This is a genomic window from Catellatospora vulcania (assembly GCF_009720385.1).
Taxonomy (GTDB): Bacteria; Actinomycetota; Actinomycetes; order Mycobacteriales; family Micromonosporaceae; genus Catellatospora; species Catellatospora vulcania.
Genome location: NZ_ML769302.1, coordinates 170,564 through 186,900, shown reverse-complemented (window position 1 = coordinate 186,900; position 16,337 = coordinate 170,564). Strand labels below are relative to the sequence as shown.

The following is a 16,337-nucleotide window of genomic DNA, read 5'->3' as shown; positions in this document are numbered from 1 at the left end:
GAGCTGGTCGGGGCGGGGCCGTTGGGGCCGCTGCTGGCCGCACCCGAAGTCACCGACGTCCTGGTCAACGGGGTGCAGGTGTGGACCGACCGGGGATCCGGCCTGGTCCGCGAACCGTTCACCATGCCATCGGCCGAGGCGGTGCGGCGGCTCGCGCAGCGGCTCGCGGCCGCGTGCGGGCGGCGGCTCGACGACGGGCAGCCGTACGTCGACGCGCGCCTGGCCGACGGGACCCGCCTGCACGCGGTGCTGCCGCCGGTGGCGACCGCGGGGCCGTACCTGTCGCTGCGCACGTTCCGGCAGCGGCCGATGGCGCTGGCCGACCTGGCCCCGCCGGACGTCGCCGGCCTGCTGTCCGCGATCGTCGCGGCCCGGCTGACCTTCCTGATCTCGGGCGGCACCGGATCCGGCAAGACCACGCTGCTGGGCGCGATGCTCGCCGCGGCGCCGGGCCGGGAACGCATCGTGCTGGTGGAGGACTCGGCCGAGCTGCGTCCGGCGCACCCGCACGTGGTCGCGCTGCAGGCGCGCACCTCCAATGTGGAGGGCGTCGGCGTGGTCGGCCTGGCGGAGCTGGTGCGGCAGGCGCTGCGGATGCGCCCGGACCGGCTGGTGGTGGGCGAGTGCCGGGGCGCTGAAGTCGTGGACCTGCTGGCGGCACTGAACACCGGGCACGAGGGCAGCGCCGGCACGTTGCACGCCAACGCCTCCGCCGACGTCCCCGCACGCCTGGAGGCGCTCGGCCTGCTCGGCGGGCTGCCCCGGCCCGCACTGCACGCGCAGGTCGCCGCGGCGATCCGGCTGCTGCTGCACCTGCGGCGCACGCCCTCCGGCCGGGTGCTCGACGAGATCTGCCTGCTCGCCGCAGACGGCCCGGACCGCCTGCTCACGGTCCGGCCGGTATGGCGGCACACCGGGGGCGCGCTGCCCGCGGCCGCCGAACTGGCCGCCCTGCTGCGCAGCCGCGACGTCACCCCGCCGGCCTGGCTGGAGGCCTGATGCGTACGCCGAGCACCGCCACCGGATCCGGCACGCCGAGCGCGCCCGACGTCAGCCCGGCCGCGACCTCCGGCAAGGCCTGGTCAACTGGCGGGGCCGCGGCACCTGGCCGCGCCTGGGGACCCGATGGGGCTGCGGCGCCTGGCGGCGCCTGGGCGCCACGCGGTCGGACTGCGGCCGCGGTCGCAGGTCGGCTGCGTGGTGTCGCCGGTTCTCTGCTCGCACCTGTCGCCAAGCGCCGCCTGGTCCGAGCCACGGCGGGACGGCGGTCCGGCGATGCCACCACGATGGCGGGCGAACATCGAGGTGCGCAGCCGATCGGATCGGCCCGGCCCGGCGGGCGATCGGCCGCCACCTGGTCGCCGCGGCACGCCCGAGCCGCCGCCGCGGCCGTCGGCGTGGGCGCGTGGCTGCTGCTCGACGCGCCGGTCGCCGGGCTGATCGCGGGCGGATACACGATCCTCGGGCTGCGGATGTGGCGTGACCAGCGCACCGCCCGGCGCGATTCGGGACACCGGCAGCATGCCCTCGACCTGCTCGCCGCTTCGGCGGCCGAGCTGCGGGCCGGTGGCGTGGGCACGGTGCTGCTGCTGCCCGACGACGAGCTGGACCGGTCGGTGCACGCGGCGCAGCGACTCGCCGCGAGCACCGGGGCGCCGCTGGCCGACCTGCTGGAACGGCTGGAGGAGCAGTGCCGTGCCGCCGACCGTGCCGACGCCGCGGCCCACGCGCAGGCGGCCGGCGCGCAGCTCACCGCGATGCTGCTGGCCGCGCTGCCACTCGGCGGCATCGGGCTCGGCCACCTGATCGGCGTCGACGCGCTGCGGATCCTGCTGCACACGCCGACCGGCGTCGCCTGCGCCGGTGGAGCCGCCGTGCTGCAGGCGGCGGGGCTCGCCTGGACCCGGCGGTTGCAGCGGCCGGGCACACGTACCCCCGTGGACCGGGCCGTCGGACGGTTCACCGCCCGGCGGCGGCTGCGGCGGCTGCCGCTGCGGCGGAACGCGGAGCAGCCGAACAGGCGTACGCCGTGGCTGTTCGGGCTCGTGGCGGGCGGGGCGGTGCTCGCACTGCTGCCGTCGGTGCCCGGTGCCGTGCTGGGCGCGGGTGTGGCGGCCGGGACCGTGCGGGTGCTGCGGCGGATGGAACCCGCCGCGGTGCGTGCGGAACGGGAGACGGCGCTGGCCGACCTGCCCTGGGCCGTCGACCTGATCGGCACCGCGCTGCGGGCCGGAGCCCCACTCGATCACGCCGTGCTGAGCGTGGCCGCGGCCCTGGACGGGCCGCTCGGCAGCCGGCTGCAGCGGATCGGGCGCTCGCTGCGGCTCGGCGCCACCACGGGTGAGGCCTGGTCGCACCTGGCCGACCTGCCACCCGCCGGTCGCCTGACGGCGGCGGTGGAACGCAGCTCCGCCAACGGATCCGCGCTGGCCGGCGCGCTGCACCGGTGCGCCGACGACCTGCGCGCCGACACCGCCGTACGCCGCCAGGCCGGCGCGCAGCGCGCCGGTGTCCTGATCGTCCTCCCGCTCGGGCTGTGCTTCCTGCCCGCCTTCGTGCTCGCCGGCCTGGTGCCGGTGGTCCTCGCCGTACTCGGCGAGGTGCTCTGACCCACCACCGAAAGGAGATCGTCATGCCCCCACAGAGGTTGCCGCGAACGGAGGCGCCGCCCGTGCCGGCACCGGCTCTGCCGCGCGACGTCGATGCCGACGCCGCCGCGATCCTGACCGAGGCCGTGGGCCCGTCCGCTGCGACACCCTCGCCTCGGCCCGCCCGCGCCGAGGAGGGTCCGCAGGCAGACGGAGTGCCGGGCCGTCCGGCCGGGCCGCCCGACGCCGGGATGAACACCGCCGAGTACGCCGTCGGCACCCTGGCCGCGGTCGCCTTCGCCGGGCTGCTGCTCAAGGTGCTGACCAGTGACAGCGTGCAGGCGGCGCTGGCCGGTGTGATCCAACGGGCCCTCGGGTGAGCCGAACCGACCGGGGTAGCGCCACCGCCGAACTGGCGGTGGCGCTGCCCGCCGTGGTGCTGCTGCTGGTCACCGGCATCGGCGCGGTCGCCGCGGTGACCGTGAAACTCGGCTGCGTCGCCGCCGCCCGGGACGCCGCGCTCACCGCCGCACGTGGTGGCGGCACGCCCGGCGGGGCGAGCGTGGACGTCGCCGGCGACACCGTCACCGCGACGGTCCGGCGCTCGATCCGGGTTACCGTGCTGACCTGCACCGCGACCGCCGCCCGGGAACCGGGTGCGCCGTGAGCTCGCTGTACGCGCTGGGCGTGGGGCTGGTCTTCGTGGCTGCGGGCACCGTCGTGGCCGCCGACGGCGCGCACCTGGTCGCCCGCGAGCAGGCGCAGACGGCCGCCGACCTGGGCGCGCTGGCGGGCGCGGCGTACGCGATCGAAGGCACCGCCGCGGCCTGCGACCGGGCCGCGGCGATCGCGGCCGCCAACGCGGCGACAGTCACCGCCTGCCACCTCGACGGTCTCGACCTCACCCTCTCCGTGCAGGTGGTCACCGGGGCAGGCGCAGCCGAGGCCACCGCCGTCGCGGGCCCGGTCCGGGAGTCGACGTGACCGGGTGCGCGGGTGCCGGTTGTGGTTGCGGTTGTGGTTGCGGTTGCGGGGGAGATCGCTGTCTGGTGTCAGAAAGTGAGGTGTGACCGCAGATCATGACCGGAAACAGCGATCTTCGACGGCTCGATGCGCTGGCCGCGAGCCGCGGCGGGTTGTTCACCCGGGAGGAGGCGCGGGCGTGCGGGTTCTCGGACGACCAGATTCGGCGGCGGGTTCGTCGGCAGGACTGGCAGGTGGTGCTGGGCCAGGTGCTGGCCCGCGCCGGACGGCGAATCACGCCGCTGCTGCGGGACCGGGCCGCGCTGCTGGCGGTGCCGGACGCGGCGCTGAGCGGGCAGTCCGCGGCGCGCCGGTACGGGCTCGACGTGCCGGATCTGCGGCCCAGTCTCGTCGTGGCACCGGGTCGGCAGGTGCGGCTCGCGGGGGTCGTGATCCGGCGGGAGCGGCTGGATGCGGAAGACCTGTTGCTGGTCGACGGAGTCCTGCTGACCACGCCGATGCGAACAGTCGTCGACTGTGTGCGTGCGCTGGCTCCGGTCGAGGCCGATCTGGTGCTGGACCGTGCGCTGCAACGCAGGCTCATCACGTATGAGGAGTTCGTCTCCCAGGTCCACAGGCTGGTCGGCCGGCACGGGGTGCGGAAGCTGGTCCAGGCCGTGGCCCGGCATGCGCACGGGGCGCGTTCGGTGGCGGAGCGGCTACTGGTGCAGGGACTGCGCCGGGGACGGATCGGCGGCTGGCAGGCCAACCTTGCGGTTTACGACGCGGACGGCCTGATCGGCGAGGTCGACTTCGGGTTCTCGGAGATCCGGCTGGCCGTGGAGGTCGACGGCCGGGCCTGGCACAGCGCCGGCGACCGTTTCCAGCGAGACCGCGCACGGCAGAACCGGCTGGTGCGCGCCGGCTGGACGGTACTGCGCTTCACCTGGCATGACCTGACCGAGGACATGGACGGCGTACTCCGCCAGATCGCCGCCGTCCGCCGCCAACTCGCCGACTACTCCCCACGCACCCCCGCTGACCCGCGCGGGCCACGCCCGGGAGGCGAGTTGGCGGCGAAGATCGCTGTTTCGTGTCAGAACCTGGGTCGAACCGCAGTTCTTGACACCAAACAGCGATCTTCACCCGAAGCCAGCCCACGGGGCGGCCGCAGGGGGGTGTGCCGGGGCGGGGCGGGTTGGGGGCGGGGCGCGGTCAGGGGGTGGGTGGGGGGAGGTGGGTGAGGATGGTGTCGAGGATGGTCACGGCGCCGGGCTTGTCCAGGGGGTTGTTGCCGTTGCCGCACTTGGGGGACTGGACGCAGCTGGGGCAGCCGCGTTCGCAGGCGCATTCGGCGACGGCGGTGCGGGTCGCGCGGAGCCATTCGGCGGCCATGCCGTAGGCGCGTTCGGCGAAACCGGCGCCGCCGGGGTGGCCGTCGTACACGAAGATGGTCGGCAGGTCGGTGTCGGCGTGCCGGGCGGTGGACAGGCCGCCGATGTCCCACCGGTCGCAGCTCGCGACCAGCGGCAGCAGGCCGATCGCGGCGTGCTCGGCGGCGTGCAGCGAGCCGGGCAGGTCCTCCAGCCCGGCGACCGCGGACTCCGCGATGGTGGCCCAGACGGCGACGGTGCGCAGGGTGCGGGTGGGCAGGTCGAGGGGCCAGGTGCCGAGCACCTCGCCGCTGTCCATGCGGCGGCGCTGGAACGACACGACCTGGCTGGTGACCTCGACCTCGCCCAGGTACAGCCGGACCGGCCCGGCGTCGATGTGGGAGCGCACCTCCAGCACGGTGAGGTCGATGGTGTCGCGGGCGTGCGTGGAGTACGGCGGGTTGTCGGCCTCGACCAGGGCGACCCCGTCGGCGAGGTCGAGGGCCTGCACGACGTAGACACGGCCCTGGTGCGTGTAGACGGCTCCGGGGTGCAGGTGGTGGTGGGCTGCGCCGGCGTCGGCGGTGCCGATGAGGCGTCCGGTGGCGGCCTCGATGACGGCGATCGGCGGCCCGCCGGTGCCGCGCAGGTCGATCTCGGGGCGCTGGGGGTGGGTCCAGTACCAGCCGGTGGGGCGGCGGCGCAGCGCACCCGCGGCGACGAGTTCGTCGAGCAGCGCGAGGTCCGCGCCGAACAGCGGCAGGTCGGCCTCGGTGAGGGGCTGCTCGGCGGCGGCGGTGCACAGGTGCGGGGCGAGCACGTACGGGTTGGCGGGGTCGAACACGGTCGCCTCGACGGCTTTGCCGAACAGCGCCTGCGGGTGGTGCACCAGGTAGGTGTCCAGCGGGTCGTCGCGGGCGACGAGCACACACAGCCCGTCGCGCCCGGCGCGGCCCGCCCGGCCGGCGCGCTGCCAGACCGCGGCGCGGGTGCCGGGGTAGCCGGCCAGCAGCACCGCGTCCAGGCCGGTGACGTCGATGCCGAGTTCGAGGGCATTGGTGGTGGCCAGGCCGGTGAGGCTGCCGTCGGTGAGCTGCTGTTCCAGGGTGCGCCGTTCTTCGCGCAGGTAGCCGGCCCGGTAGGCGGCGACCTGGCGGCCGAGTCCGGGCTGCGCCTCTTCCAGTGCGGCGCGCGCTTGCCCGGCCACCACCTCGGCGCCGCGGCGGGACGGCACGAAGGCGAGGGTGCGTACGCCGTGGACGACCGCGTCGGCGAGCAGGTCGGCGGTCTCGCGCAGTGCGGAGCGGCGGACCGGGGCGGCGTCGCCGTTGCTGTCGGCACCGGGCAGCTCGGGCGGCTCCCACAGCGCGAAGGTCATCGACCCGCGCGGCGCGGCGTCCTCGGTGACGGCGCGCACGGGCCGCCCGATGAGCTTGCCCGCGCTGCCCGCCGGGTCGCCCGACGTCGCCGAGGCCAGCAGGAACACCGGCCCGCCACCGGGCCGGTCGGTGAGGCGGCGGAGGCGGCGGAGGATGTGGGCGACGTGGGCGCCGAAGACGCCGCGGTAGCTGTGGCTCTCGTCGACGATCACGTAGGCGAGGTTGCGCAGGACGCCGGACCAGCGTTGGTGGCCGGGGAGCAGGCTGTGGTGCAGCAGGTCGGGGTTGGTGAGGATGACGTTGGCGTGCTGGCGGATCCAGTCGCGTTCCTCGCGCGGGGTGTCGCCGTCGCAGACCGCGGCCCGCAGGCCGGGCAGGTTCAGCCCGGTGAGGGCGCGGTGCTGGTCGGCGGCGAGGGCCTTGGTCGGGGCGAGGTAGAGGACCCGGGCGCGGCGCTGGGTGAGCACCGCGGACAGGGCGGGCAGCTGGTAGGCCAGCGACTTGCCGGAGCCCGTGCCGGTGGAGATGACCACGTCGGTGCCGCCCCAGGCCAGCTCGGCGGCCTCGACCTGATGCTCCCACGGCGCGGTGATGCCGCCCGCGTGCAGCGCGTCGAGCAGCGGGGCGGGGACCCAGGCGGGCCACGCGGCGGCGCGCCCGGCCCGCGCGGGCAGCAGCTCGACGTGCGTGACCTGGTCACGGTTGAGCCAGTACGGCAGCAGGTCCACCCCAGCACTCTGCCACCGCGGGCCGGGCCACGGCCAGCCGCCGACGTCGGGCCCGGCCGGGTGCGCGTTAAGGGCAAAGGGCGCGTAGCCCGGAAACCCGACCAGTGGTTAGATGCATGGGGATCAGGTGCACGGAGAGATTCCGGGCAGTGACCGGACGTCGTAGAGGAGGTGCCGATGGAGTTGTCGCTGGCCACACGTGTCGTCGCCGCGCACACCGTGCTCGAAGTCGGCGGCGAGGTGGACGTCTACACCGCTCCGAAGCTGCGTGAGCGGATCGCGGAGTTGCTCGACAGCGGGGTGACCGCGGTGGTGGTCGACCTCGCCCGGGTCGACTTCATGGATTCGACCGGCCTCGGTGTGCTGGTCGGCGGGCTGCGCAAGGCGCGGGCCGCGGGAGCCACCTTCGGCGTGGTGTGCTCACGGGAGTCGCTGCTCAAGATCTTCCGGATCACCGCGCTGGACCAGGTGCTGCCGCTGTACCCGTCCGTCGACGCGGCCACCGCGAGTTGACCAGCGCGGACATGGCGACCGTCCGACTCGAATTCACCCCGGAACCCGCGCACGTGCGTACGGCGCGGCTCGTCGGCGTGGCCGTCGCCCGCCGCGCGGGGGTGCCCGACGACCAGCTCGACGAGGTGCGCCTGGCGATCGGCGAGGCGTGCGCGCGGGCGGTGGCCCGGCACCAGCGGGTCGGGCTGCGCGACGTGGTCGCGGTCGCGTTCACCGACGGCGACCGCTATCTCGTGCAGGTGTGGGACCACGCCGGCGACGAGGAGCAGATCACCGACGAGGAGCAGATCACCGTCGACGTGAGCGCCAGCCTGCTCCAGGCGATCGTGAAGGATCTGCAGGTGCGCCCGCTGGAGAGCGGGCCGGGCACCGAGGTGCAGATGGCCTGGCCGGTCCGGCGCGCCTCGCGCCTTGGGCGCTGATTCACTCATCTGCGGGCATAGAGTCGCGTAGCGTACCGCACAACCCCGCGGTGGCGCAGCAACGAAGATCACCGCGACACGGCAGGTGGCGGGTGTGACCCGGACCACGTGTCCGGTTTACAGTTCACGGGTTGTTTCCAGGCCGTAACCGTCGTCACATGGGCGGCGGCCACGGCCGGCCAGTGGCACGTCCCGGCGGCCCGCCCGAACGGCGGTCCTCCGGCGACCCCACCGGCTCACAAGTAGATCGTGATCTTTGGGAGGACAAAGATGTCCGGGTCCACTCTCGCCGCGCCTGGCGGCGAGCTGGCCCTTACCGGCGAAAACGTTTCGTACGTGGTCGTCGCGGCTGTGATCGCACTGGTGGCGCTGGGTTTTGCCGCCGTGCTGGTCAAGTCCGTGCTTGCAACCGGTAAGGGCACCGAAAAGATGCAGGAGATTGCCGGGGCCGTCCAGGAGGGCGCGTCGGCATACCTGTTCCGCCAGTTCAAGACGCTCGGCATCTTCGTGGTGCTCGCGGTCATCCTGCTCTTCCTGCTGCCGGTCCACGGCGACGGTGACAACGACACCGCGCTGAAGATCGGCCGATCCGCATTCTTCGTGGTGGGCGCGCTGTTCAGCGCGTTCATCGGCGGCGCCGGCATGGCCATGGCGACCCGGGCCAACGTACGGGTGGCCGCGGCCGCCCGTGAGGCCGAGGGTGGCCGCGAGGCCGCCATGGCAATCGCCTTCCGCACCGGCGGCGTGGTCGGCTTCCTGACCGTCGGCCTGGGCCTGTTCGGCGCGGCGCTGGTGGTCTTCATCTACCGCGTCGACGCCGCGACCGTGCTCGAGGGCTTCGGCTTCGGCGCCGCGCTGCTCGCGATGTTCATGCGGGTCGGCGGCGGCATCTTCACCAAGGCCGCCGACGTCGGCGCGGACCTGGTCGGCAAGGTCGAGCAGGGCATCCCGGAGGACGACCCGCGCAACGCGGCGACCATCGCCGACAACGTGGGCGACAACGTCGGCGACTGCGCCGGCATGGCCGCCGACCTGTTCGAGTCGTACGCGGTGACCCTGGTCGCGGCCCTGATCCTGGGCCGGGCCGCGTTCGGCGTGGAAGGCCTCGTCTTCCCGCTGATCGTCTCCACCATCGGCGTGCTGATCGCGATCGTCGGCGTGTTCCTGACCCGCCTGCGCAAGTCCGACAAGAACGGCCTGCAGGCGATCAACCGCGCCTTCTACATCTCGGCCGCGCTGTCCGCGGTCGCGGTGGCCGGTGCTTCGGTGTACTACCTGCCGAAGACCTTCGCCGAGCTCGGCAAACCCGAGTTCAGCGGCAACCCGCAGACCGTGGCCATCGGCGCGGTCGTCATCGGTATCGTGCTGGCCGCCGCCATCCAGGCGCTGACCGGCTACTTCACCGAGACCGGGCGCCGTCCGGTGCAGGACATCGGCAAGTCGTCGGAGACCGGCGCGGCCACCGTGGTGCTCGCCGGCATCAGCGTCGGCCTGGAGTCGGCCGTCTACTCGGCGCTGCTCATCGGCGCGGCCGTGTACGGCGCGTTCCTGCTGGGCGGCGGCACGCTGGTCGTGTCGCTGTTCGCCATCGCGCTGGCCGGCTGCGGCCTGCTGACCACCGTCGGCGTCATCGTGGCCATGGACACCTTCGGCCCGATCTCCGACAACGCGCAGGGCATCGCCGAGATGTCGGGCGACATCGACGAGCAGGGTGCGCGCACCCTGACCGAGCTCGACGCGGTCGGCAACACCACCAAGGCGATCACCAAGGGCATCGCGATCGCGACGGCCGTGCTGGCCGCGACCGCGCTGTTCGGGTCGTACACCGACACCCTGGGCGTCTCCCTGGCCGAGGCCGGCGAGACCACCGCGGGCTTCATCGACGAGATGCTGAACGTGGCGAACCCGGCCAACCTGGTCGGTCTGCTCATCGGCGCGGCGGTCGTCTTCCTGTTCTCGGGCCTGGCCATCAACGCGGTGTCGCGTTCGGCCGGGGCGGTCGTGCACGAGGTGCGCCGCCAGTTCCGCGAGCTGCCGGGCATCATGGACGGCACGCAGCGGCCCGAGTACGGCAAGGTCGTCGACATCTGCACCCGCGACGCCCAGCGTGAGCTGATGACCCCGGGCCTGCTCGCGGTCCTCGCCCCGATCGCCGTCGGCTTCGGCCTCGGCGCGGGCGCGCTGGCGGCGTACCTGGCCGGCGCCATCGGCGCGGGCACCCTGATGGCGGTGTTCCTGGCCAACTCCGGTGGCGCCTGGGACAACGCGAAGAAGATGGTCGAGGACGGCGCGCACGGCGGCAAGGGCTCGTCGTCGCACGAGGCGACCATCATCGGCGACACGGTCGGCGACCCGTTCAAGGACACCGCCGGTCCGGCCATCAACCCGCTGCTCAAGGTGATGAACCTGGTGTCGCTGCTGATCGCCCCCGCCGTGGTGGCGCTCTGGTACGGCAGCACCGCGAACGCGACCGCCCGCAACCTGATCGCGATCGGCGCGACCTTGGTGATCGTGGTGGCGGTGTTCATCAGCAAGCGCAAGCCGATCACGGTCGGCGGCGACGACCAGGGAAAAGCTGACGCTGCGCCGACGCAGCGCGAGAAGGTCAACGCCTGACGCTCCGCATCTGAAGCGGCGCCTTCCCCACCCGGGGAGGGCGCCGCTCCTTTTTGCCCCCTCGCCGCCACGATCTCGCGCCGCCGGCTGCGTCGTCGCCCCGTTTGCCCGTGTCGCGGGGTACATCTGTACAAGATCGCCGCGACCGCCGGGGGCGGCGCTAGGCTGCACATCATGCGTAGGCCCCGCGCTGGATTCATACCGCTGCTGGTTGTGGTGGCGGCGGTGTCGGGTGGGTGCGTGGCGGACGGGCCGCCGCCCAGGGTGTGGGCGGCATCGGTCTGTTCGGCGCTCGACCCGTGGCGTGAGGAGATCGCCACCTTGACCACCCGGGCGCAGCAGCAGACGCCCACCTCGACCACGCCCCAGCAGGCCAAGGAGAACCTGGTCCGCATGCTGGAGGGGGCGCGGGACGCGAGCGAGAAGGCGCGCGGCCGCATCGCCGACGCCGGAGTGCCCGAGGTGGACGGCGGTGACGCCATCGCCGACGGGGTCGCCGGGTCGCTGGCGAAGGTGCGCGACGCCTACGGCCGGGCCGGCGAGGCGGTGCGCGCGCTGTCCACCGACGACGCGGCCGGCTTCTACCAGAACGTCACCACGGTCATGGCGACCCTGCAGCGGGAGTACGACGCGAGCGCGCTGGACACCAGCGAGCTGCGCTCCACCGAGCTGCAGCAGGCCTTCGGCGAGGTGCCGGAGTGTCTCTGAACCGCCAGCTCGCCATGTTCTCCGCCGAGTCGGCCCGCCCCTCGGCGTACGACCTCGCGGGGCTGCTGATCGGGCCGGGCCAGGTGACCCGGATGGGCGGCACGGCCCGGGTGTCGGTGGTGGTCGACGCGGCCTGGCGGGTGCACGCGCTGGCGGCCGAGTTCACCGCGCGCGGGCTGGAGACGAGCTGGGAGCCCGCCGCGGTCGAGGGGCACTTCGGGGTGCGCACGGCGTACACCGGGATGCTGGCGCCGCTGGCGGAGGCGTGGTCGCGCGGGTCGGGCAAGCGCCCGCCGGCCGGGTTCGCGCTGGACGGCGCGCGGCTGCGGCTGTGGTTCGCGGCGGCGGGTTCGGTCGATCCGGAGGGTGACGGCGCGGTGCTGCGGCTGGGGTCCAGCGACGAGCACTGCGCGGCACCGGCGCTGCGCGCGTTCACCGCGCTGGCCTGCATGGCCGAGCTGGGCCGAGGACCCGTACTGCGGATCAGCGGGCGGCGGCGGGTGGCCCGGCTCCGCGAGCTGGTCGGCGAACGTCCGGCCACGGCCCCGCTCGGCGCGTGGCCCGGCGATCCCACCGCCGTCGAGGAGCCCGATGACCAGGCACCCGCCGCGGAGCAGGCCGAACCGCGTCCGGTGCGCGTCGCGCGAGCCTCGCGCCTACGGCCGGTGGCACCCGGCCAGCTGGACACCGGCCAGATAGAGCCGCTCGCAGCCGGACCGGAGCAGGCGCCGTCCGGACCGGAGCCCACCGAGCGGGAGCAGGCGCCGTCCGAGGCGGAGCAGGCGCCAACCGAGCCGGAGCAGCCAACAACCGAGGCGGAGCAGCCTCCGGCCGAACCGGAGCAGGCGCCGGTCGGTTCCGGTGCGATGCGGCCGAGGCGGAATCGGCGCAGCGCCGCCGAGCCGGATCAGGCTGGGACGACGGGTCCGGTCCGTACCGGCAGCGACTTGACCGGGCCGTAGCGGGCCACCGGCGCGCCGGTGACGTGCGCCCAGTAGCGGTCGCCGTAGGACCAGTGCCACCACTCGGTCGGGTAGTTCACCATGCCGACCGAGGTCAGCGCGTCGCACAGGTACCGCCGGTGGCGGGCCGCCTCGGCGGAGACGTTCGCGGAGTCGGTGTGGCAGGCCTCGCTGTCGGTGTCGTTGACCTGGGTGCCCATCCACAGTTCCACGCCGTCGGCGGTGCACAGCGTCAGGTCCACCGCAGCGCCCGCGACGTGCGGGGCGACCTCCGGCGGGGAGATGTAGCGGCTCGCCCGGCGGTGGTACCAGGCTTCGTCGTGGCCGGGCTGGATGACCCGGAGCCGCTGCTTGTGGGAGTCGAAGTACTCCTGCTGCAGGGTCAGCGGTCGGTAGCACTCGACGATCAGCAGCCGCATCCCCGCGGGCAGCAGCGTCTGGGCGGTGACCAGCCGGTCCACCACGCTCAGGCGGACGTGGGCGAAAGCGCCGTCGCCGTCGGCCAGGCGCGGGTCGAGTCGCAGCGCGCCGACGCCGCGCAGGTCGACCAGGCACTCGTCGCACTCGGCCACCGGCGTCTCCACGACTGCCGTGTCCGACAGGAGCACCATCTCCGCCATGTCTGCATCCCTCCCCGCGCAGGCCAGTTCCCCGGTGCGCGCGCCCGAGGGTCCCCCACCTGCCCGGTCGCGATGTGAACGCCGGGACGGGTGGCTCGCCCCGTGCCGAGCCACCCGTACCTCCGACGAAGAGAACACTCGCAGGTGGCGCTGGAACTTTTCTGTAATAGACGACCGTGATGGCCGCGGACGGCTCAGTGGTCGCCGTCGAGTTCGCGGATCTCGCGGGCGCCGTGGTCGTGGAAGACGCCCAGCGCGCGGGACCGCGCCGTCTGCGCCCCGGCCGTGTCGCCGCGGGCCGCCAGCAGCCGGGACCGGTCCAGGTCCAGGCGGGCCTGCCAGACCGGCACGTCCATGGACTGCCAGATGTCGTGCGCGGCGTCGAAGCAGGCCTCGGCCAGGTCGAGCCGGTGCTCGCCGAGGTGGAGCTGGCCGAGCACGCGCAGCGTGGCCCCCTGGCCCCAGCGGTCGCCCATGGTGTGGCTGACCGACAGCGCCCACTCCAGCCGGGGCAGCGCCTCGCCGTGGTGGCCCTGCCGCATGCGCGACTTGGCGAGCGCCCGCACCGCGTACGCCTCCATCAGCTCGTCGCCGAGGTCGTGGAAGATCTCGGCCGACTCGGCGCAGCGCCGCTCGGCGTCGGCCCACTCGTCCCTGGCCCGGTGGTAGAGGCCCAGCGTGCGCAGGGTGTGGCCCTCGCCCAGCCGGCTGCCCGCCCGCCGGTACGCGGCCAGCGACTCGGTCAGGTCGTCCAGCGCGCCGTCGTAGTCGCCGAGCTCCAGCCGCACCGAACCGGCGATGCGGCGGCAGTAGCCGATGCCGATGTCGTCACGGGCGTCGTGCAGCAGCGCCGCGGCCTGGTCGAGGAAGTGCACGCCCTCGGCGAAGCGGCCCGGCTCGCGGCAGGCGATGCCCAGCCCGGCCAGCGCGGCGGCCTGCCCGGGAAGGTCGTTCAGCTCGCGGAACAGGCTCAGCGCGGCCCGGAACTGCCGCCGTGCCTCGGTGTAGTGGTCCTGGTCGTAGCGCAGCTGTCCCAGCTCGGTGAGGATCACCGCCTCGTCGCGCGGCTTGCCCGCCCGCCGGGCCGCGGTCAGCGCGGCCTCGATCACCCGGGTCCGCGCCGCGAACCGGTTCGCGCCCATGAACGCCGACGCGTTGCGGGCCGAGGCGAACTCGCAGACCAGGTCGTACAGGCCAAGCGCGAGCGCCCGCTCCACCCCGGAGGCCAGCGCGGACTGCTCCGCCTCGAACCAGTCCCAGGGGTCGGCGATGACCAGCGCGGTCAGTTCCTCCGACACGTCGTGCGGGCTGAACGGCCGCCGCCACCGGATCTCGGCGGGCGGGGAGTCGACCGCGGTGCGGTGGATCAGCGCCAGCCAGCCGCGCAGCGCCCGGCCCACCGCGTCGGCCAGATCCTGGGCGGGCTCCTCCAGCGCGGCGCACTCGCGGGCGTAGAGCCGGATCAGGTCGTGCAGCCGGTAGCGCAGCCCGCCCATGCGGTCCACGCCGACGAATTCGACCAGCTGCGCGTCGACCAGCTGCTCGACCAGTTCCTCGGCCTCGGCCGGGGAGGTCTCGACCAGCCAGGACACCACCCAGGGCGAGAAGTCGGGCACCCCGAACCAGCCGAGCCGGCGCAGCGTGGTGCGGCAGTCGGGGTCCAGTGCCCGGTAGCTCAGCTCGATGCTGCTGCGTACGCCGACGTCGCCCGCGGACAGGTGGTTGAGCCGGCGGCTCTCGTCGGCGAGCCGGTCGGCCAGCGGCTTGAGCGGCAGCGCCCGCCGCCCGGCCAGCCGCGCGCTGACGATGCGCAGCGCCAGCGGCAGGTTGCCGCAGTACTCGACGATCCGCCGGGCCGCGTCGAGGTCCTCGTCGACCCGCTCGTTCCCGGCGAGCCGCCGCAGCAGCAGCAGCGCCTCCTCGGGCTCCAGCACGCGCAGGTCGGTCAGCGTGGTGCCGGACAGCCCGGCCAGCCGGTCCCGGCTGGTGATCACGACCGCGTTGCCGGCCCGGCCGGGCAGCAGCGGCCGCACCTGCTGCTCGGATGCGGCGTCGTCGAGCACCAGCAGCATGCGGCGCTGGGCCAGCAGCGAGCGGTAGAGGTCGGCCCGCTCGTCCAGGCCTTCGGGCAGCTGGGCCTGCTCGACGCCGAGCGCGCGCAGGAACCGGGAGAGCACGTCGCCCGGCTCGACCGGGGCGTCGCTCATGCCGCGCAGCTCGGCGTAGAGCTGGCCGTCCGGGAAGTGCTCGGCCAGCCGGTGGGCCACCGCGGTGGCCAGGGTGGACTTGCCGGTGCCGCCGGGTCCGGCGATGACCTGTACCGCCGGCGAGCCGTTGGCGGGCAGCAGGCCCTGCGCCAGCGCCTCGATCTCGGCGGCCCGCCCGGTGAAGTCCGCGGGCACGGGTGGCAGCTGGGCCGGCACCGGATGCACCGTGCCCGGCCCGGCCAGCTCCGCTGACTGCGCGGCGACCGCGAGTTGCTCGGTCTCGCCGCGCAGGATCGCGTGATGCAGCGCGTTGAGCTCCGGGCCGGGTTCCACGCCCAGCTCCCCGATGAGCACGTCGCGGCCCTCGCGATAGCAGGCCAGCGCCTCGGCCTGGCGGCCCAGCCGGTACAGCACGGTCATCAGCTGCCCGCGCAGCCGCTCGTTCGTCGGACGGTGGCCGACCAGCACGGTCAGCTCGGAGACCAGGTCGCCCCACTGGCCGGCGGCGATCTCCGCGGCGATGCGCTCCTCGACGGCCGCGGCCCGCAGCTCGTCGAGGCGGGACGCCTGCACGGTGAGCTCGGTGGCGTCCAGCCCGGACAGCGCCGGGCCCTGCCAGAGGGCGTCCGCCGAGCGCAGCAGCTCCGCGGCGGCGGGCTGGTCGCCCGCGGCCGCCGCGGCCCGCCCCTGCGCCAGCAGCCGGGTGAACACCTCGACGTCGAGCGCCTCCGGCTCGATCCGGATCATGTAGCCGGGCGCCGCGGTGGTGATGAGGTCACCGGCGCCGTGCTTGGCGAACGTGCGGCGCAGCGTCGAGACGTAGGTCTGGACCAGGGCGCGGGCGGTGTCCGGCGGGTCGTCGGCCCACAGCACGTCGACCAGGCGGGTGGCGGCCACGACCCGGCCGTGCTCCAGGAGCAGGGCGGCGAGCAGGGCTTTCGGTTTCGCGCCGCCGAGCGGCACGGCCTCGTCGCCGGCGTACGCCGAGACGGGTCCGAGCAACCGGAACTCCACCTCGCACTCCTCCGCCGCGTCACTAGATCGATCCAGCGTACGGCCGGACGGTGGCAGAGGACCACAGCTCGGCACGACATCGCAGGTCAGAGGCTAGCGCATGGCCGCGATGACCAATTTGTCCCGGTCCTTTCGCGGGATTGGCGGGGCAGCGGCCCCACCTGCGTGTTGGCGGAGTTTCGCCATGGCGTAACCCCGCCAACGCCACCTATTCACTCCGTAACAACGGGCCGGTAGACCGTTG

At 74.2% G+C, this 16,337-nt stretch carries 13 protein-coding genes and 1 pseudogene; 11 read left to right on the top strand and 3 right to left on the bottom strand.

All coding sequences use genetic code 11. From position 1 onward, the window contains the following. From F6W97_RS05145 to F6W97_RS05120, 6 genes and pseudogenes are all read left to right on the top strand, one after another. Positions 1-999: pseudogene (locus tag F6W97_RS05145) on the top strand (TadA family conjugal transfer-associated ATPase); the annotation flags it as partial. Between the two features lie 878 nt (positions 1,000-1,877). Continuing rightward, positions 1,878-2,609, top strand: coding sequence for a type II secretion system F family protein (locus tag F6W97_RS05140; protein WP_407924556.1), 732 nt, complete (start codon positions 1,878-1,880; stop codon positions 2,607-2,609). A gap of 230 nt (positions 2,610-2,839) precedes the next feature. Continuing rightward, the gene (locus F6W97_RS05135; RefSeq protein WP_120321631.1) at positions 2,840-2,968 is read left to right on the top strand and encodes a DUF4244 domain-containing protein; all 129 of its coding nucleotides are present in this window, start codon (positions 2,840-2,842) and stop codon (positions 2,966-2,968) included. Beyond that, positions 2,965-3,255, top strand: a complete 291-nt coding sequence (locus tag F6W97_RS05130) for a hypothetical protein (RefSeq protein ID WP_155368978.1) — start codon at positions 2,965-2,967, stop codon at positions 3,253-3,255. Before F6W97_RS05135 ends, F6W97_RS05130 begins: the two co-directional genes overlap by 4 nt. Then, complete coding sequence (locus tag F6W97_RS05125; RefSeq protein WP_155368977.1) at positions 3,252-3,572, top strand: Rv3654c family TadE-like protein; 321 nt, start codon at positions 3,252-3,254, stop codon at positions 3,570-3,572. The genes F6W97_RS05130 and F6W97_RS05125 overlap by 4 nt, the downstream gene beginning before the upstream one ends. A gap of 95 nt (positions 3,573-3,667) precedes the next feature. Next, entirely contained in the window at positions 3,668-4,795 is a 1,128-nt protein-coding gene (locus F6W97_RS05120) for a type IV toxin-antitoxin system AbiEi family antitoxin domain-containing protein (RefSeq protein WP_155368976.1), read from the top strand. Here F6W97_RS05120 and F6W97_RS05115 read toward each other — a convergent pair. Further along, the gene (locus F6W97_RS05115) at positions 4,767-7,031 is read right to left on the bottom strand and encodes a DEAD/DEAH box helicase (RefSeq protein ID WP_230686431.1); all 2,265 of its coding nucleotides are present in this window, start codon (positions 7,029-7,031) and stop codon (positions 4,767-4,769) included. The two genes, F6W97_RS05120 and F6W97_RS05115, sit on opposite strands and share 29 nt — an antisense overlap. Before the next feature lie 177 nt (positions 7,032-7,208). On the opposite strand from F6W97_RS05115, the gene F6W97_RS05110 reads away from it, so the two are divergent. The 5 genes from F6W97_RS05110 (at position 7,209) to F6W97_RS40475 (ending at position 12,252) form a co-directional block, all read left to right on the top strand. Further along, entirely contained in the window at positions 7,209-7,544 is a 336-nt protein-coding gene (locus F6W97_RS05110; protein WP_155368975.1) for an STAS domain-containing protein, read from the top strand. A gap of 11 nt (positions 7,545-7,555) precedes the next feature. After that, positions 7,556-7,966 (top strand): ATP-binding protein, encoded by a 411-nt coding sequence (locus tag F6W97_RS05105; protein ID WP_155368974.1) that lies wholly within the window; start codon positions 7,556-7,558, stop codon positions 7,964-7,966. A gap of 270 nt (positions 7,967-8,236) precedes the next feature. Further along, entirely contained in the window at positions 8,237-10,582 is a 2,346-nt protein-coding gene (locus F6W97_RS05100) for a sodium-translocating pyrophosphatase (protein WP_155368973.1), read from the top strand. A gap of 174 nt (positions 10,583-10,756) precedes the next feature. Beyond that, a complete protein-coding gene (locus F6W97_RS05095; RefSeq protein WP_155368972.1) occupies positions 10,757-11,290 on the top strand; it encodes a hypothetical protein in 534 nt (177 codons plus the stop codon). Further along, positions 11,281-12,252: a hypothetical protein gene (locus tag F6W97_RS40475; protein ID WP_230686430.1), complete on the top strand. Its 972-nt coding sequence runs from the start codon at positions 11,281-11,283 to the stop codon at positions 12,250-12,252. Before F6W97_RS05095 ends, F6W97_RS40475 begins: the two co-directional genes overlap by 10 nt. Here the strand turns inward: F6W97_RS40475 and F6W97_RS05085 are convergent. After that, the gene (locus F6W97_RS05085; protein WP_155368971.1) at positions 12,198-12,872 is read right to left on the bottom strand and encodes a M15 family metallopeptidase; all 675 of its coding nucleotides are present in this window, start codon (positions 12,870-12,872) and stop codon (positions 12,198-12,200) included. The two genes, F6W97_RS40475 and F6W97_RS05085, sit on opposite strands and share 55 nt — an antisense overlap. A 194-nt stretch (positions 12,873-13,066) precedes the next feature. Next, on the bottom strand, positions 13,067-16,093 hold the full coding sequence (locus F6W97_RS05080) for an AfsR/SARP family transcriptional regulator (protein ID WP_155368970.1): 3,027 nt from the start codon (positions 16,091-16,093) through the stop codon (positions 13,067-13,069). Positions 16,094-16,337: the final 244 nt, after the last annotated feature.